This is a genomic window from Streptomyces sp. NBC_01478 (assembly GCF_036227225.1).
In the GTDB taxonomy this organism is placed as follows: domain Bacteria; phylum Actinomycetota; class Actinomycetes; order Streptomycetales; family Streptomycetaceae; genus Streptomyces.
The window spans coordinates 4,314,531-4,331,380 of sequence record NZ_CP109444.1 but is presented as its reverse complement, the minus strand read 5'-3'; the positions used below and the strand labels follow the sequence as shown (position 1 = coordinate 4,331,380).

Annotated in this window: 13 protein-coding genes; 8 read left to right on the top strand and 5 right to left on the bottom strand. The window is 71.8% G+C overall.

Going from position 1 to position 16,850, the window contains the following annotated elements:
* The first annotated feature begins 1 nt into the window (after position 1).
* The 7 genes from OG223_RS19410 (at position 2) to OG223_RS19380 (ending at position 7,966) form a co-directional block, all read left to right on the top strand.
* A complete protein-coding gene (locus OG223_RS19410; protein WP_329249993.1) occupies positions 2-2,005 on the top strand; it encodes a YfjP family GTPase in 2,004 nt (667 codons plus the stop codon).
* Positions 2,006-2,180: 175 nt separating this feature from the next.
* Positions 2,181-2,672 carry a single-stranded DNA-binding protein gene (locus tag OG223_RS19405; RefSeq protein ID WP_329249990.1) on the top strand — a complete coding sequence of 164 codons (492 nt, stop codon included), beginning with the start codon at positions 2,181-2,183 and terminating at the stop codon, positions 2,670-2,672.
* Between the two features lie 271 nt (positions 2,673-2,943).
* Positions 2,944-4,356: a Cys-Gln thioester bond-forming surface protein gene (locus OG223_RS19400; protein ID WP_443073724.1), complete on the top strand. Its 1,413-nt coding sequence runs from the start codon at positions 2,944-2,946 to the stop codon at positions 4,354-4,356.
* Positions 4,357-4,438: 82 nt separating this feature from the next.
* Entirely contained in the window at positions 4,439-5,062 is a 624-nt protein-coding gene (locus OG223_RS19395) for a hypothetical protein (RefSeq protein ID WP_329249989.1), read from the top strand.
* Positions 5,063-5,217: 155 nt separating this feature from the next.
* A complete protein-coding gene (gene ettA / locus OG223_RS19390) occupies positions 5,218-6,882 on the top strand; it encodes an energy-dependent translational throttle protein EttA (RefSeq protein ID WP_329249987.1) in 1,665 nt (554 codons plus the stop codon).
* Between the two features lie 5 nt (positions 6,883-6,887).
* A complete protein-coding gene (locus OG223_RS19385; RefSeq protein WP_329249985.1) occupies positions 6,888-7,301 on the top strand; it encodes an acyl-CoA thioesterase in 414 nt (137 codons plus the stop codon).
* The gene (locus tag OG223_RS19380; protein ID WP_329249982.1) at positions 7,298-7,966 is read left to right on the top strand and encodes a hypothetical protein; all 669 of its coding nucleotides are present in this window, start codon (positions 7,298-7,300) and stop codon (positions 7,964-7,966) included. Before OG223_RS19385 ends, OG223_RS19380 begins: the two co-directional genes overlap by 4 nt.
* A 49-nt stretch (positions 7,967-8,015) precedes the next feature.
* Here the strand turns inward: OG223_RS19380 and OG223_RS19375 are convergent, their stop codons facing one another.
* Positions 8,016-8,420 carry a globin gene (locus OG223_RS19375; RefSeq protein WP_329249979.1) on the bottom strand — a complete coding sequence of 135 codons (405 nt, stop codon included), beginning with the start codon at positions 8,418-8,420 and terminating at the stop codon, positions 8,016-8,018.
* 85 nt (positions 8,421-8,505) lie between these two features.
* Between OG223_RS19375 and OG223_RS19370 the strand changes: the two genes are divergently transcribed.
* A complete protein-coding gene (locus OG223_RS19370) occupies positions 8,506-9,483 on the top strand; it encodes a methyltransferase domain-containing protein (RefSeq protein WP_329249976.1) in 978 nt (325 codons plus the stop codon).
* A gap of 12 nt (positions 9,484-9,495) precedes the next feature.
* On the opposite strand, the gene OG223_RS19365 is transcribed toward OG223_RS19370, so the two are convergent.
* The 4 genes from OG223_RS19365 to OG223_RS19350 all read right to left on the bottom strand — a co-directional run bounded on the left by OG223_RS19365 (position 9,496) and on the right by OG223_RS19350 (position 16,848).
* Positions 9,496-11,478 carry an FHA domain-containing protein gene (locus OG223_RS19365; RefSeq protein ID WP_329249974.1) on the bottom strand — a complete coding sequence of 661 codons (1,983 nt, stop codon included), beginning with the start codon at positions 11,476-11,478 and terminating at the stop codon, positions 9,496-9,498.
* 61 nt (positions 11,479-11,539) lie between these two features.
* Positions 11,540-12,886 (bottom strand): vWA domain-containing protein, encoded by a 1,347-nt coding sequence (locus OG223_RS19360; RefSeq protein WP_329249971.1) that lies wholly within the window; start codon positions 12,884-12,886, stop codon positions 11,540-11,542.
* A 98-nt stretch (positions 12,887-12,984) separates the two neighbouring features.
* Positions 12,985-14,328: a PP2C family serine/threonine-protein phosphatase gene (locus OG223_RS19355; protein ID WP_329249968.1), complete on the bottom strand. Its 1,344-nt coding sequence runs from the start codon at positions 14,326-14,328 to the stop codon at positions 12,985-12,987.
* A complete protein-coding gene (locus OG223_RS19350; RefSeq protein WP_329249965.1) occupies positions 14,329-16,848 on the bottom strand; it encodes a serine/threonine-protein kinase in 2,520 nt (839 codons plus the stop codon).
* Positions 16,849-16,850 lie beyond the last annotated feature (2 nt).

Below are 16,850 nucleotides of genomic sequence, written 5' to 3'. Positions count from 1 at the left end.
GGTGACTGCCGTCACTGACCAGGATCACACGGACGAGATGGATCACGCCGATCCCTCCCCTGTAGAGGGCGGTTCGGCGGAGACCTCCGGAAACCGCCTCCCCGTGGAGGAGGCGCCCGACGCGCAGGAGGCGGAGGAAGCGGGTGACCTGGAGGACGTCGACGACCACGCGCGCGTGCCGGCCGACACCTCCGGTCGTACGGAATCCAAGGCGTCCGCAGCGGACTCGGTGAACCCCACGAACCCCACCGACGCCACCGACCCCGAGGAATCGGCCGGCTCCTGGGACGACGGGCTGATCGCGCGGCGGGTCAACGAGACCACCGCCGCGCAGCAGGCCGCCGCCGTGGAGATCAGGGCCTCCCGCGCGCAGGCCGCGCACACCGCGCAAGCCGCGCACGTCCCCGCCCCGTTGGCGTACGACGGGCCGCTGCGGTCCCGTCTCGACGCGCTGCGGGAACTCGTGGGGCTCTCCCGCACCCGGCTCGACAGCGGGACCCTCGCGGAGGCGGGGCGGGTGCTCGACGAGGCCGCCGCGCGGCGCAGGCTCTCCGGGCAGCACACCGTGGTCGCCATCGCGGGCGCCACCGGCAGCGGCAAGTCGCAGCTCTTCAACGCGCTCGCCGGAGTGGCCATTTCGGAGACGGGCGTACGACGGCCCACTACCGCCGCGCCCATCGCGTGCAGTTGGAGCGACGGCGCGGCCACCCTCATCGACCGGCTCGGCATCCCGGGACGGCTGCGCCGACGGCCGCTCCAAAGCGCCGAGATGGAGGCCCAGTTGCGCGGGCTCGTCCTGGTGGACCTGCCCGACCACGACTCGGCGGCCGTCGCGCACCGCGAACAGGTGGACCGGGTGCTGGCGCTCGTCGACGCGGTCATCTGGGTCGTCGACCCGGAGAAGTACGCCGACGCGATCCTCCATGAGCGCTATCTGCGGCCGATGGCGGGCCACGCGGAGGTCATGTTCGTCGTCCTCAACCAGATCGACCGGCTCCCCGGGGAGGCCGCCGACCAGGTCCTCGACGATCTGCGGCGCCTGCTCGACGAGGACGGGATCGCGCTCGGGGAGTACGGCGAACCCGGCGCGACCGTGCTCTCCCTGTCCGCGCTCACCGGCGACGGCATCCCCGAACTCCGCGAGGTTCTGGGCCAGTTCGTGGGGGATCGTGGAGCGGCGGCACGGCGAATTTCAGCCGATGTCGACGCGGCGGCCTGGCGGCTGCGCCCCGTCTACGCCACCGGGCGGCGCACCGGGCTCAGCGAGGAGGCGCGGGACGAGTTCGCCGCGCGGCTCGCGGACTCGGTGGGCGCGACCGCGGCGGGCGAGGCGGCCGAACGCGCCTGGCTGCGCAACGCCAACCGGGCCTGTGGCACGCCCTGGCTGCGGCTGTGGCGCTGGTACAACGACCGGCGCGAGCCGACCACCGGCCGACTGCCGGTCCGCGCGCAGGCGGACGAGGAGGCCACGGCACGCCAGCGCGTCGAACAGGCGGTCCGTACGATCGCCGACCGGGCCTCCGGCGGGCTCCCGGCGCCCTGGGCACAGGCGGTGCGGGAGGCGGCCGTACGCGGGGCGCAGGGGCTGCCCGAGGCGCTGGACGAGCTGGCGGCGCGGGCCGGGCTGCCGGTGGGGCGGCCGCCGCGGCCGGGCTGGTGGCCGGCGGCCGTGCTCGCGCAGGCGTCCATGACGATCCTCCAAGTCGTCGGCGGGCTCTGGCTGTTGGGCCAGATCATCGGGTTCATGGCGCCGAATCTGGGGGTGCCGGTGCTGCTGATGGTGGCGGGCATCATCGGCGGCCCGCTCGTCGAGTGGAGCTGCCGGATGGCGGCCCGCGGCCCCGCCCGGCGCTACGGCCTCGACGCCGAGCGGCGGTTGCGGGAGGCCGCGGCGGGCTGTGGACGGGCGCGGGTGCTCGATCCGCTGGCCGCGGAGCTGCTGCGGTACCGGGAGGTGCGGGAGCAGTACGCGCGGGTCACGGGGGCGGGTGTCGGGGCCGGGTGAACTTCGGTCCGAACGTCGTTCCCTCGTGCGGGTGACGAGGTTTTCCACAGGTGGGCGGTGGTCCACAGCGCTCGGCGGGCCCGGCTCGGCGGAGGCAGTCTGACTGCAGCCGTACGGGACGGGCCCGTACGCGTTTCCGCCCGGCCGGCGCGGCCGGGTGAGGGAGGGATGCGCGATGAACGAGACCATGGTCTGCGCGGTGGGCAACGTGGCGACACCGCCGGTGTACCGGGAAGTGGCGGCGGGACCGTCGGCGCGGTTCCGGCTGGCGGTGACCTCGCGCTACTGGGACCGAGAGAAGAGCACGTGGACGGACGGCCACACCAACTTCTTCACGGTGTGGGCCAACCGCCAACTGGCCACGAACGTGGCGGCGTCGCTGTCGGTCGGCGACCCCGTCGTCGTCCAGGGGCGGCTGAAGGTGCGCACGGAAGCACGCGAGGGACAGCCGAACCGGTCCTCGGCGGACATCGACGCCGTGGCGATCGGCCACGACCTCGCGCGCGGCACCTCGGCCTTCCGCCGGGCCAACAGGCAGGAGACGGCGGCCTCTCCGCCCCGGCCCGAGCCCAACTGGGAGACACCGGCCGGGGATTCAGCGGTGGATTCCTCCGTTGATTCCGCGTCCTCCGATCAACAGCGCGCGGAGGATCTGGTGGTGACGTGATGTCAGTGAACGCCCCGAGCTGATCGAACTGCGGCTTATCGGCGAATGCGCTCCGAAAGACCCGGTGGATTTGTCGATAAGCCCTGCTCGCAAGCGATCTTGGGGATAACGATTCCGAGTCGGATCGGTTATCCGATGACCCGACCGGAGATGGTGGTCCACCGGCGTCCCTAGGATGCCGGGCATAGCTCGGGCACAGCTCCCGGCGATATTGATTCTGCTGGTGGGACCGCACCCCCACGTCGACGGGTCCTGCTCGAAGGGGAATTCCGTGTCATCTGCGTTGTCTGTGTTCTCCGCGCTGTCCCTGCGCGGCCGAGGCGCCGTGCGCTTCGTCGCCGCGACCTGGGCGTGCGGACTCGTCGCCGCCGGAGTGCTGGCCGGCGCCGGCCCGGCCGTCGCCGACGAGACACCGCAGACCCAGGGCGGGGCGACGGCGACGATAGGCGGGCTCAAGACCTACGGCACCGCCGTGATCCATGACGACAGTGGTGATGTGCAGGTCTCCGCGGGCCTGTTCGAGATGTCCGTGGACGGCGGCGGCACCCTGCAGACGTACTGCGTCGATCTCCGCAACCCCACCCAGCGGGACGCCAAGTACCACGAGACCGCGTGGAGCGGCACCTCGCTGGGCGCCAACAAGAGCGCCGGAAAGATCAGTTGGATCCTGCAGCACTCCTACCCGCAGGTGAACGACCTGGCGGCGCTCTCCGCGAAGGCCGGCACCAAGGGCCTGACCGAGAGCGACGCGGCGGCCGGTACGCAGGTGGCGATCTGGCGCTACTCGGACGGCGCCGACGTCGACGCGGTCGACCCGCAGGCCGAGAAGCTCGCGGACTACCTGGAGAAGAGCGCGCGCGACGTGGCGGAGCCGCAGGCCTCGCTGACCCTCGACCCGCCGGCCGTGTCCGGGCATCCCGGTGAGCGGCTCGGACCGGTGACGGTGCACACGAACGCGAGCGGGGTGACGGTGGCACCGCCCGCGGACGCCGCCACGACCGGGGTGCGGATCGTCGACAAGGACGGCAAGGCCGTCACGTCCGCGGCGGACGGCAGCCAGGTGTTCTTCGACGTGCCCGAGGACGCGTCGGCCGGGTCGGCCGAGCTGACCGTGCAGGCCTCCACCACCGTGCCCGTCGGCCGGGCCTTCACCTCCGACAGCAGAAGCCAGACACAGATCCTCGCCGGTTCCAGCGAGTCGACGGTCTCCGCCGCCGCGAGCGCGAACTGGGCGGAGACCGGCGCCATACCGGCACTGTCGGCGCAGAAGAACTGTGCCGAGGGCGGCGTGGACATCACCGCGGCCAACCAGGGCGACGAGACCTTCACCTTCGAGCTGCTGGGCGTCGAGCACGGCATCGACGCCGGGAAGTCCGCGACGGTGACGATCCCGCTCCAGGAGGACCAGGCGTACGACTTCACGATCACGGCGCCGAACGGCTACGAGAAGCGGTTCACCGGGGTCCTCGACTGCCGGACGCAGAGCGACGCGGGCGGTGCCGTGACGCAGACGCTCAGCGAGCCGAGCCCCGCGACCGTCGGCGGCACCGCCGTCGACACCAACCTCGCCGAGACGGGCGGCTCCGGCATCACCCCGATGATCACGGTCCTCGCCCTCGGCCTGGTCGGCATCGGCGCCACGACCCTCGTCCTGCTGCGGGACCGCAAGCCCGGCCAGGGCTGAGGAAACCCCGAAGCACCGGCCGCCCGGCGGTGTTCCGGCTTCCCGGCGCAACTGTCGGCGCGTCCGGGGAGTCGTACCCGCCATGACCGAAGCACGGATCGAACACGGCGTCGGGTGGTCGCCCGGGCCCGGTGCCTACACGGCAGCGGGCATCGGGACCCTGGCTCTCGCCGCCTGGGCGGCCTGGAGCGACCTCCTGCTCGTGGTGTGGGGGCGGGTGGTCCCCGGCTGGGGGGTGAGCGGAACCGTCCTCGTGCTCGCGCTCGTCCTGTGGCGGACCTTCCTCAGGGCCGCCCGCCGGGAGGAGACCGCGCGCCTCGCGTGGAAGCGGACCCGGTGGCTGTGGCCGACGAGCGCCGTGCTGATCGCCGTGGCGGCGTCGGGCAGTGCGTGGGGAGCGCTGGACGACCTGGTCTCGGACGCGCGGTACTACGTGCTGAGCCCCACGGGACCGGGCGGCTGTAGGGCCGTCGTACGGGAGACGTCCTTCCTCGTGATCGGCAACGGCGAGGCCTACGCGGTCGGGCGCACCGGCCTGGCCCTGGGTGAGGCGGACTCCTGGGTGGTCGACGACGGATACCGGCCCGTCGCCGCCGGCACGTACGAGCTGAAGTGGGACCGGAGCGGAGGTCTGCTGCTGATCAACGGCACGAACGTCAATCCGGTCGTACGGGGAGGACAGGCCGACATCGACTGTGGGTGGTGACGTGGACACCCACAGTGACCGACGACTCTCGGCCGTGCCCGCCGAACTCCCAGCTCACAGCGCCCCGCCCATACGCGTTTCCCCCGAGGGGCAGGGGTCAGGCAAGATGGACTACATCTGCCCACTCCAGATTTCAAGCTGCCGGACGGTTTCTCTTGGCTGAGTACATCTACACCATGCGCAAGACGCGCAAGGCGCACGGCGACAAGGTCATCCTTGACGATGTGACGCTGAGCTTCCTGCCCGGCGCGAAGATCGGTGTGGTCGGACCTAACGGTGCCGGTAAGTCCACCGTTCTCAAGATCATGGCGGGCCTTGAGCAGCCCTCCAACGGCGACGCGTTCCTGTCGCCCGGCTACAGCGTCGGCATCCTCATGCAGGAGCCGGAACTGGACGAGACCAAGACGGTCCTGGAGAACGTCCAGGACGGCGCCGCCGAGATCATGGGCAAGCTCAACCGCTTCAACGAGGTCGCCGAGCTGATGGCGACCGACTACTCGGACGCCCTGCTCGACGAGATGGGCAAGCTCCAGGAGGACCTGGACCACGCCAACGCCTGGGACCTCGACGGGCAGCTGGAGCAGGCCATGGACGCGCTGGGCTGCCCGCCCGGCGACTGGCCGGTCGTCAACCTCTCCGGCGGTGAGAAGCGCCGCGTCGCGCTCTGCAAGCTGCTGATCGAGGCCCCGGACCTGCTCCTCCTCGACGAGCCCACCAACCACCTCGACGCCGAGTCGGTGAACTGGCTGGAGCAGCACCTCACGAAGTACGTGGGCGCCGTCGTCGCCGTAACTCACGACCGGTACTTCCTGAACAACGTCGCCGAGTGGATCCTCGAACTGGACCGCGGCCGCGCGATTCCCTACGAGGGCAACTACTCCACGTACCTCGACAAGAAGTCCACCCGCCTCAAGGTCGAGGGCCGCAAGGACGAGAAGCGCCAGAAGCGGCTCAAGGAGGAGTTGGAGTGGGTTCGCTCCAACGCCAAGGGCCGTCAGACCAAGTCCAAGGCGCGCCTCGCCCGTTACGAGGAGATGGCAGCCGAGGCCGACAAGATGCGGAAGCTGGACTTCGAGGAGATCCAGATCCCGCCGGGCCCGCGTCTGGGCTCGATCGTCGTCGAGGTCCAGAGCCTTTCCAAGGCGTTCGGCGACAAGGTTCTCATCGATGACCTGAGCTTCACGCTGCCGCGTAACGGCATCGTCGGGGTCATCGGTCCCAACGGCGCGGGCAAGACCACGCTGTTCAAGATGATCCAAGGCCTTGAGACCCCGGACTCCGGCTCCATCAAGGTCGGCGACACCGTCAAGATCAGTTACGTCGACCAGAGCCGCGCCAACATCGACCCCAAGAAGTCGCTGTGGGCCGTCGTCTCCGACGAGCTCGACTACATCAACGTCGGCCAGGTCGAGATGCCGTCGCGGGCCTATGTGTCCGCCTTCGGCTTCAAGGGCCCGGACCAGCAGAAGCCGGCCGGTGTCCTCTCCGGTGGTGAGCGCAACCGCCTGAACCTGGCGCTGACCCTCAAGGAGGGCGGCAACCTGCTGCTCCTCGACGAACCCACCAACGACCTCGACGTGGAGACCCTGTCGTCGCTGGAGAACGCGCTGCTCGAGTTCCCCGGTGCGGCCGTGGTCATCTCCCACGACCGCTGGTTCCTGGACCGGGTCGCGACGCACATCCTCGCGTACGAGGGCGAGTCGAAGTGGTACTGGTTCGAGGGCAACTTCGAGTCGTACGAGAAGAACAAGGTCGAGCGACTCGGTGCGGACGCCGCGCGTCCGCACCGCGCCACCTACAAGAAGCTGACCCGGGGCTGATCTTCTTGCGCCACATCTACCGTTGCCCACTGCGCTGGGCGGACATGGACGCGTACGGCCACGTGAACAACGTGGTCTTCCTCCGCTACCTGGAGGAAGCCCGTATCGACTTCCTGTTCCGCCCGGAGAAGGACTTCAAGCAGGGGTCGGTGGTGTCGCGCCACGAGATCGACTACAAACGCCAGCTCGTCCACCGGCACACACCGGTGGACATCGAGCTGTGGATCACCGAGATCAGGGCGGCGTCCTTCACCATCACCTACGAGGTGAAGGACGGCGACCAGATCTACGTCCGGGCCTCCACGGTCGTCGTGCCCTTCGACTTCGAGGCACAGCGACCGCGCCGGATCACCGCCGAGGAACGGGAGTTCCTGGAGGAATACCGGGACGACGACGAGGACGAGGCTGTCGCCGCATGACGGTCCTCCACCTCGCCGACGAAGGGGAGGCGGCGGACTTCGCGGCCTTCCTCTCCCGGCTGCTCCACTACGACCGCGCCGCCGCGGTCCGCCTCCAGGCGGCCGGCACGGCGCTCGCCGTCTTCGGCCGGCCGCCGTCCTTCGAGGTGCTCGCCATCCGCGCGGTGCGCCTCGCCAAGCCCTACGAGAACGGCCTCGACGCCACGCTCGACGTGACCGTCTCCGCCGGTGAACTCCTCGAATCCCTCGACGAGTCGGCGGCCACGGCCGGGGTGCCGACCGCGGTGACCGGCCCGCCGTGGGCCGGGGTGCTGCCACCGCGCGGCGGCTGGACCCCCGAGTCCGGACTGCCGGGCCCACAGGCACTGCGCGGGATGATCGCCGCCGGTGTCGCCGAATTCCGGTCCCGTACGCAGGAGTTGACGCCCGAGGGCCGTACGCGCACCGAACTCGACCGGATAGGGCGGGAGATCTGGTCCCGCACGGTCGGCGACACCTCGCTGCCGGTGCGGGCGGTCCACGCGGCACAGTCACTCGGATTCCTGCGCCCCGGCGGCGAGTCGGGCCTCTTCTCGTCCGGCGCGTGGCTGCGGCTGCGCACGCCGTACGGCTCGATCGCCGTACGCAGGGCGGGAGTCGGCGCACTCGGCGTCAGCGTGCGCTGAGCGCGCCGTCGAACTCCCCGCGGGGCAAAGGGCGTTCAGCTCGCCGTGCTCAGCCCGCCGTGTTCACCATCGACGCGGCGGCGTACGTCAGGTAGTTCCACAGCGTGCGCTCGTGCTCCTCGGACAGGCCGAGTTCGTCCACGGCGACGTGCATGTGCTTCAGCCAGGCGTCGTGCGCGGCCTGGTCGACCTGGAAGGGCGCGTGGCGCATCCGCAGACGCGGGTGGCCGCGGTTGTCGCTGTACGTCGTCGGGCCGCCCCAGTACTGCATCAGGAACAGGGCGAAGCGCTCCTCGGCCGGGCCCAGGTCCTCCTCCGGGTACATCGCCCTCAGCAGCGGATCCTGGGCGACGCCCTCGTAGAAACGGTGCACGAGCCGACGGAAGGTCTCCTCCCCGCCGACCTGCTCGTAGAAGGTCTGCTCCTGAAGCGTGCCGCGCGGAATCTCTTTCACGCTTCCATGGTCTCAGACGGCGTGGCGGAGGACTTCAGGCTTAGGACCGCTCGCTTCCCGCCCCCCGTCGCAGGACAGTGGACGTATGAGCGCGCACGCTCTCGACAAGGACCTGGACGCCGTCGCCGTCTCCGCGCGGGCGGAACTGGTGCGGGCGATCGGCCTGAGCGGAGCCTGGGACACGGACCCCGGATGGCGGGCGGTGTTCGCGGCGGTGCCGCGGCATCTGTTCGTGCCGTACTACTACGTCGGTGTCCCGGACGGCGACGGGCAGGGGCACGAGCGGCTGTGGCGGGGGAGTCCCGACCCGGACGCGCGGGAGCGCTGGCTGCGCGGGGTGTACGCCGACGTACCGCTCGCCACGCGGCTGCGGGACGGCGAGCTGGTGTCGTCCAGCAGCCAACCCTCGCTGATGGCAAGGATGTTGGCCGAACTGCGGGTGACGGACGGCGACCGGGTGCTGGAGATCGGCGCGGGCACGGGCTACAACGCGGCGCTGCTCGCCCACCGGCTCGGCGACGACCTGGTGACCACCGTCGACCTGGAACCGGAGATCACCGACTCCGCGCGCACCCACCTCGCCGACGCCGGGTACCGCCCGGCCGTCGTCACCGGCGACGGCACCCGCGGAGTCCCCGCACACGGCCCCTACGACCGGATCGTGGCGACCTGCGCCCTGACGACGGTCCCGCGCGCCTGGATCGCCCAGTGCCGCCCCGGCGCCCGCGTCCTGGCCCCGCTGGCCACCGGCCTGATCACCCTCACCGTCCGCGACCCGACCCACGCCGAGGGCACCTTCCTGAACACGGCCGCGTACTTCGTCCCCCTGCGCGGTACCGAACCGACCACGCCGACCGAGATCCCGCACCGCCCCGGCGACCACGAACTGCTCCGCTTCCTGCTCACCCTCACCCACGGCACGCTCGATCCGCGGGACGCCCGCGAGCTGTGGGAGCGTGAAGGGAGGCCAGGACGCGAGCGCTACGGCGTCTCGGTCGCCGGTGAGCGGGTGTGGGCATGGCTGGACGATCCGGAGGGGCCGTACACCTGGCCCCTCCGCTGAACCGTGCCGCCCTTAACCCCGCCGAACCGTGATCGTCGTCCACGCCCCCACATGCACCCGATCCCCGTCCTGCAACGGCACCGGCACGAAGGGCTGGATCGGCTCCTCGCCGCCGTTGACCGTCGTACCGTTCGTCGAGTTCTGGTCGACGACCGCCCAACTGCCGTCCGGCTGCTGGACCAGTACCGCGTGCTGGTGCGAGACGCCCGGGTCCTCCGGCGGCACCGACAGGTCGATGTCGGGGGACTCACCGGTGGAGTGCCGACGGCGGCCGATGGTGATCTGGTTGCCGGTGAGCCGGCGCTGCTGCTCGGGGGAGTACGCGGGCAGGTTGAGCCCAGCGGCCTCCGGACCCGAGCGCTGCATCATCGCCATGAAGTACTCGCGGTCCGGGCCGATCGTCGCCATCCACGTCGTCGGCTGCTGCTGGTACGCCGGACGGGGCGGGGGCGGGGCCTGGGTCGAACCGGGCTGCGGATAGCCGTAGCCGCCACCGCCCTGACCGGGACCGCCAGGACCGCCGGGACCGCCCGGGGAGCCGGGGGTCGGCGGGGAGATCACCCAGTCGTCGTCACCGCCGCCGAAGGGCGGGCCGCCCTGCTGCGGACGGTTCGTCTCCTGCGGGAATCCGGGCGGAGCCGACTGCTGGAAGGCCTGCGGGGCGCCGCTCGTCTGACCGGGACCCGCGTTCGGGGTCGGTCCGGGCGGCGGCGGGACCGGCCGCGAGGGGTCGGGGCCGAAGTTCGGGGGACCCTGCGGGTTCGAGGGCTCGTTGCCGAACGGTCCGGGCGGACCCTGCCGCTCACCGCCGAAGCCGCCGGGCCGGCCGCCGCCGAACTCGCCCTGGCCGGGGCGTTCATTGCCGAACTGGCCGCCGGGGCCCGTGGACTGCTCGTTGCCGAACGGTCCGGGCCGGCTGGACGCCTCGTTGCCGAAGGGCGGCGGGCCGGAGGGATCGTTGCCGAACGGCCGCGGCGGGCCGGACGGGTCGTTGCTGCCGAAGGGCGCGGGAGAGCCGCCCTGGCGCTCACCGCCGAAGCCCTGCGCGCGGCCGGGGCCGCCGGGCCCACCTTGCCGCTCGTTGCCGAAACCTTGCGCGCCGGGGCCACCTGGACCCTCGGGCCCACCCCGCCGCTCATTGCCGAAGCCCTGTGCCCCCGGGCCACCGGGGCCGCCCTGACCACCAGGCCCGCCCTGGCGTTCGCCGCCGAAGCCCTGCGCACCCTGGCCACCGGGACCACCGGGTCCACCCGGTCCGCCCGGGCGCTCATTGCCGAAGCCCTGCGCCCCCGGACCACCGGGACCACCTTGGCGTTCGCCGCCGAAGCCCTGCGCGCCGGGTCCGCCAGGCCCGCCGGGCCCACCCTGCCGCTCGTTGCCGAACCCCTGCGCGCCGGGGCCACCGGGTCCACCGGGGCCGCCCTGCCCACCAGGTCCGCCTTGACGTTCGCCGCCGAAGCCACCGGGACCGTTCGGCCCACCAGGTGCACCGGGACCGCCAGGTCCGCCAGGTCCGCCAGGTCCACCGGGGCTTCCGGACACCCCGGGGCCACCCGGCCCACCAGGCCGTCCCGTCGCTTCGCCGCCGAACGGCGGTATCGGCTCGGCCGGCCGGTTCATCTGCGACGGGCGCGAGCCCTGGTACTCGTAGGGGTCACCGCCGTACGTCGGACCGGGCGGCGGCGGCTGCTGGAAGCGGGCCGCCGGGCTCGGGCCGGGGGACGTGGGGCGCGGCGCGGCCGGGGTGTACGAGGTCGCCGTGTTCGTGAGGAAGTTCCACCGGCACTCCTCGCAGAACGGCGCACCGCCCTCACGGGGCGTACGGCACTGCGGGCAGAGCTCCGCCTCGGCGCTCGGGCGCGCGGGCGGCGGGAAGCCGTAGCCGCCGCCGGGGGGCGGCGGAGGGGGCGGGGGTACGGCACCGGCCATGCGGTGACCGCAGACCTCGCACCAGTCGTCGGAACCCGACTGGTGTCCGTTCGGGCAGGTCGGCATGTCGGCGCGTCCCCCTTTCTCACAGGGTCAGGCTTGGTCGAACCGGGTCGTTCCGGCTAGGTCACTTCTTTACACGAACAGTCTTTGTGGACCGTGTCTCGAGAGTCATCTCGTCGGCCTCCGCGACCTTCGCCTTCAGTCGCACAGTACCCGCCGCGGCATCGACCACGTCCACCACCTTCGCAAGCAGTTTCGCAGTATCCGCGTTTCCGGAGACGCTGGCGAGCTGAACGGCCCGTCCCAGTTTGGCCGTTGCTCCATCGACATCTCCCGATTTGCGGAGATCCAGCCCTTGTTGGATGGCTTGTGCCAGTTCGGCCTGGCCGGTGTAGTGCGCGACCTGCGGGTTGATGGACGTGGACGCCACCATGTCGTCGGTCCATACGGCCTTCACCAGCCCCTGGGCGCCCAGGTTCTGGGTACTGCCGTCGGGCTGCGGGACGACCAGCGAGACCCGGGCGGCGAGCATCTCCTGGCCGATGCCGGCCTCGGGGACCTCGACGCACACGTGGTAGTCACGGGACTCGTCTCCCCAGGAACCGGTGGGGTAGTCCCCGGCGCGCGGGCCCGCCTCGGTGCGGCGGCCGGTCAACTCCTCGACCCTGGGCGCGACTTGCTTGACGAACTTGATGGTCGTGCCCACCGGCGTCCACAGCCGCAGCGCGACGTCCGCGACCTCCTTGCCCATCGCCGTCTCCATCATCTTCGTGAAGTCGGCGGCGAGGTTCGCCGGGTCGGCGACGATGTCGGCGGTGCCGAGCAGCGCGGAGGCGATCCCTGTGACTTCTTTCACTTCCCAGTCCGTGCCGACACCACGGGCGTCACAGGTGAAACGTCCGGCGCAGGAGTTGATCGCGTCCTTCAGATCCTCCGGCGCCTCGTGCTCGTTGCGGCCGTCGGTGAGCACGATGCCGTGGCGTATGGAGACGTCCGCGGAGGACAGCAGCCGGTCGGCGAGGCGCAGCCAGGTGCCGATGGCGGTGCCGCCGCCCGCGCTCAGCTTGCGCAGCGCCTGCTTGGCCTGGTCGCGGGTCCGGGCGTCGGCGACCGCGAGCGCGCCGCCGCCCGGATAGACCTCCTTGGCGACATGCGTGCCGCCGATCACCGCGAAGTGCACCCCGTCCCGCAGGGTGTCGATGGCGGCGGCCGTGGCGTCGCGCGCGTTGCGCATCTTGGTCGGCGGGTAGTCCATCGAACCCGAGCAGTCGACCATGATCGCCACGGCCGCGTCCGGGCCCTGCCCGGCCGAGTACAGATGGGGCGCCGCGACCGGGCTCCCGATGGTGCCGCCGCCGGTCGAGGTCACCGTGACGATCGCGTTGACCTCACGCCCGCCCTCCGGCAGGTACTCGTTCTGGTACACGTCGACCGAGAACTGTGGCACGTTCGACTTCGAGAAATTGGCCATACCTACTCTGATCCCCCTCAAATCCCCCACCTGGATGGGGTGATGACTATGTGCGGACCGGTCCCCACCGGTCCGAGGCCGCCCCCGTTTGTACGGCCTCAGCCGATTACTGCCCCTTGCGGCGGGGCCGGGAACGGCACGACGGCCACTGTTACGTTGTCGTGGCCCCCGCCGTCCAGCGCGTGGCCGACCAGGACCTGGGCGCTGTGCAGCGGGCGGAGAGCCGCGTCCGGGGGGACGACCTCGGCCATCTCCTCGGCGGACTCCGCGTAGTTCCACAGCCCGTCCGTGCACACCACCACTACACCCGGCCGGTCGGGCTTGAAGGAAGCGGTGTGCGGCTCCAGTTCGTACGCGTCCGCGCCGAGCCAGCCGGTGATCGCGTGGGCGCGCTCGTCGGCGTAGGCCTCCGCCTCGCTCATCAGGCCCGCGGCGACCATCTGGGCCGCCCACGAGTCGTCCTCGGTGAGCCGGGCCGGCGGTGAACTGCGGTCCACCGGGATCCAGTAGGCGCGGCTGTCGCCGACCCAGCCGACCACGAGGAGGGCCGGGGTGACGACGGAGGCGACCAGGGTGCAGGCCGGCGCGTTCTGGTGCGGGGCGTGCTCGCGGGCCGTCGCGGGCTCCTCGGCAAGGGAGTTGACCGCGTGCGAGGCCGCGACGATCGCCTCGTGCATCGCCTGCTGCGGATGCGTCCCCTGCGGCAGCGCGGCCAGCAGCGCCTCACCCGCCTGCCGCGAGGCGGCCAGCGAGGCCGCGTCGGGCCGGGTCGCCGAGGACACCCCGTCACACACCACCGCGACGAGCGCGGGCGCCCCGTCGGGCAGCACACACTGTCCTACGGCGAAGGCGTCCTCGTTGCGGTGGTGGCGCAGCCCGCGGTCGCTGACCGCCGCGAGCGGGCCCAACTCCTGTTCCATGTGGTCGCGTTCGCGGGGCTGGGCGTGCCCGCAGTTCTCGCAGTAGCCGTCCGGGTCCACCCGGCCCGAGCGGCAGGCCACGCACACCTTGACGCCCGCGCCCGCGGTCGGCGGATCGGCGGCGACCCGCGGGTCCGGCGCCTGCAAGGGGTACTCGTCGGGCTCCGGCGGCCGGTCGAACCGTACGCCGGTGGCCGGGGAGACCGGTGAACCGGTGGGCGGCAGCGGGGCGTTGGACGGCAGCGGGGTGCCGCCCGAGTCCGTGCCGGGCAGGTCGGTGGGCAGATGGACCGTCGGCGGGGTCTCGGCGCCCTCCAACTGCGGTACCACGGGCCAGTCCACGTCCGTGGCCTCCTCGGGCGGGAGCGGCACCGCGCCGTTCATGGTGAGCGTCGGGTGGTCGTCCGGCGGCGCGGGCACGGCGGACAGGTCGTATCCGCACGCGCCGCAGAAGCGGTCGCCCGACTCGAGCGGCTCCTCGCAGCTCGGGCAGGCGGAGAGCTGGGGCATCTGCGACATCAACTACACCCACGTCCGGGGGCGGTAACGGTTGGCACGTTCCACCAGGTCGATCCTCTCCTCGCCGCCCCGTGCCAGCCGGGCCAGCGTGCGGTACGAACGCTCCAGGCCGAAGCGGAGTCCCCGCTCGTCCAGTTCGCTGCCGAGCAGCTCCCGCCGCGTGAGCGGCACGGAACCCTGGCCTCCGGAGAGTATCCAGTCGAGGGCCCGGCCGAGGACCTCGGCCGACAACCGCTCGCGCCGGACCGCGTCCAGACCGTATCCCTCCAGCGCTTCCACCTGTCCGGCGGCCGCCGTCAGATCGTCCAGGAACGGCGTGTCGTCGGCCGCCGCGGCCCGCTGCCGAAGCCGCGCCCGTACGGCGGCCACCCGCGCGGCCGTGTAGTGGATGGATGCCTCGGGCACCGATTCCAGCGTCCGTACGGAACCGGGCCGGTCGCCGGTCGCGAACTGGACGCGGGCCAGACCGAAGGCCGCGCTCACATAGCTCGGGTCGGTCGACCACACCAGCCGGTAGTACTCGGCCGCGTTGTCCAACTGCTCCAGCACCTCGGCGCACAGCCCCAGCGCCAGCTTCGGCGCGGGCTCGCCCGGGAAGGCGTCGTAGATCGCGTCGAAGGACAGCGCGGCGGCCTCGAAGTCACGCGTCGCCAGCGCGGCCACGCCCGTGTACCAGACCACCCGCCAGTCGTCGGGCCGCTCGTCCTCCAGCTTCGCCAGGGCGTCCAGCGCGGTGTACGAGTCGCCGTTCTCCAGCCAGGCCCTGATCTGCCGCAGCCGGGTCTCCACGGACGGCGACGGCGCGGACGCGAGCGCGCCGAGCAGTTCGGTCGCCGCGGTCGCCATCAGGCCCGCCAGGAAGCCCGCGTTGGGGTCGGACGGGTCGACGTGCGGGACGGGCAGGGCGAGCGCCACGGCCGGGGCGTCGACCTGCCTGACGACGCTCGGCGCACCGCCGTTGAGCGCCGCCGACCCGGCGTCGGTACGGGGCCGTTCGGCGAGCACCGTGCCGGCCGGCTTCGACGGCCGTGCCGCCCGCGCCCCCAGCGACGACACGTCCCCGTCCAGCGTGGGGAACAACTCCGTGTCCGTGACCTTCAGTTCGGGGCCGAACAGGGTGGACAGGGACGGGCGGGCCCGCCCGGTCTGCAGCGAGACGACCTCGCGCAGCACCCCCGTCAACTGCTCGGCCATCTCCTGCGCGGAGGCGAACCGGCGGGCCGGATCCGGGTCGGTGGCGCGGACCAGGAGCCGGTAGAACGACTCGTAGCGGCGGAACACCTCGATGTTGTCCGGGTCGGGCAGCGAGTCCACGAAGACGTTCGTGTAGCCCTGGAAGTCGAAGGTCATCACCGCGAGCGTGCGGGCGACCGTGTACAGGTCGCTCGCCACCGACGGGCCGGCCTCCGCGACCTCCGGCGCCTGATAGCCCACCGTGCCGTAGATGGCCGACTCGTCGTCGTCCATTCTGCGCACCGCGCCCATGTCGATCAGCTTGAGCTGGTCCTCGGTCTGGATCGCGTTGTCGACCTTGAAGTCGCAGTACAGCAGGTTGCGGCTGTGCAGATGACCGAGCGCCTCCAGGGCCTCGATGCCGAAGGCGCAGGCCTGCTCCACCGGCAGCGGATCACGCTTGCCGTCCGCCGTACGGCGGTCGTTGGCGATCTCCTTCAGGGACTTGCCGCCGACGTACTCCATGACGATGTACCCGTCCAGCGAACCCGTCCGCTGGTCCAGGTGCTCCACGAAGTTGTAGATCCGCACGATGTTGGAGTGCTCGATCTCGGCGAGGAAGCGCCGCTCGGAGATCGCCGCCTCCATCGCGTCCTGGTCGCCGGTGTCGAGGAGGCCCTTGAGGACCACCCAGCGGTCGGAGACCGCGCGGTCCACGGCGAGATAGACCCAGCCCAGACCGCCGTGCGCCAGGCAGCCCGCGACCTCGTACTGCCCGTGCACGACGTCACCGGTGGTCAGCTTGGGCGTGAACGAGTACGGGTTGCCGCACTTGGTGCAGAAGCCCTCCGTGCGCCCCTGGCTGTCACCGCGGGAGCGCCCCACCGGCGCACCGCAGTCCGAGCGCGAGCAGAACCGCTTGCGCTCGGGCACCTCCGGGTTCTCCAGGACCATCCCGCGCGGATCGGGCCGCGGCACCGCCGGCACCTGCACCAGACCGACCCCGAGCCGGCCGCGGCTGGACGTCCCCGACGACGAGCCGGAGCTGCGCACCGACACCGAACGGCCGGTGGACCGCCCCGACTCCGAGCGCGAGAGCCGCCCCGACACCGAGCGCCGGGACTTCGACGACTGCGACGACATACGCGAACTACGGCTGCTGGTACGGGAACTGGCGCTTCCCCGCGACCCCTTGCCGCTGGTCATCCCGGTGGGCGGTGAACTGATCGCGCCGTTCGCCGCCACCACCGGCGCCAGACCGCACGTGTCGCAGTACAGCTCGCCGCCGCCGACGTCCTCGTACGACCCCTCGCAGCCCGGCCGTTGACACTTCTGCTGTGCCTCACCCATGA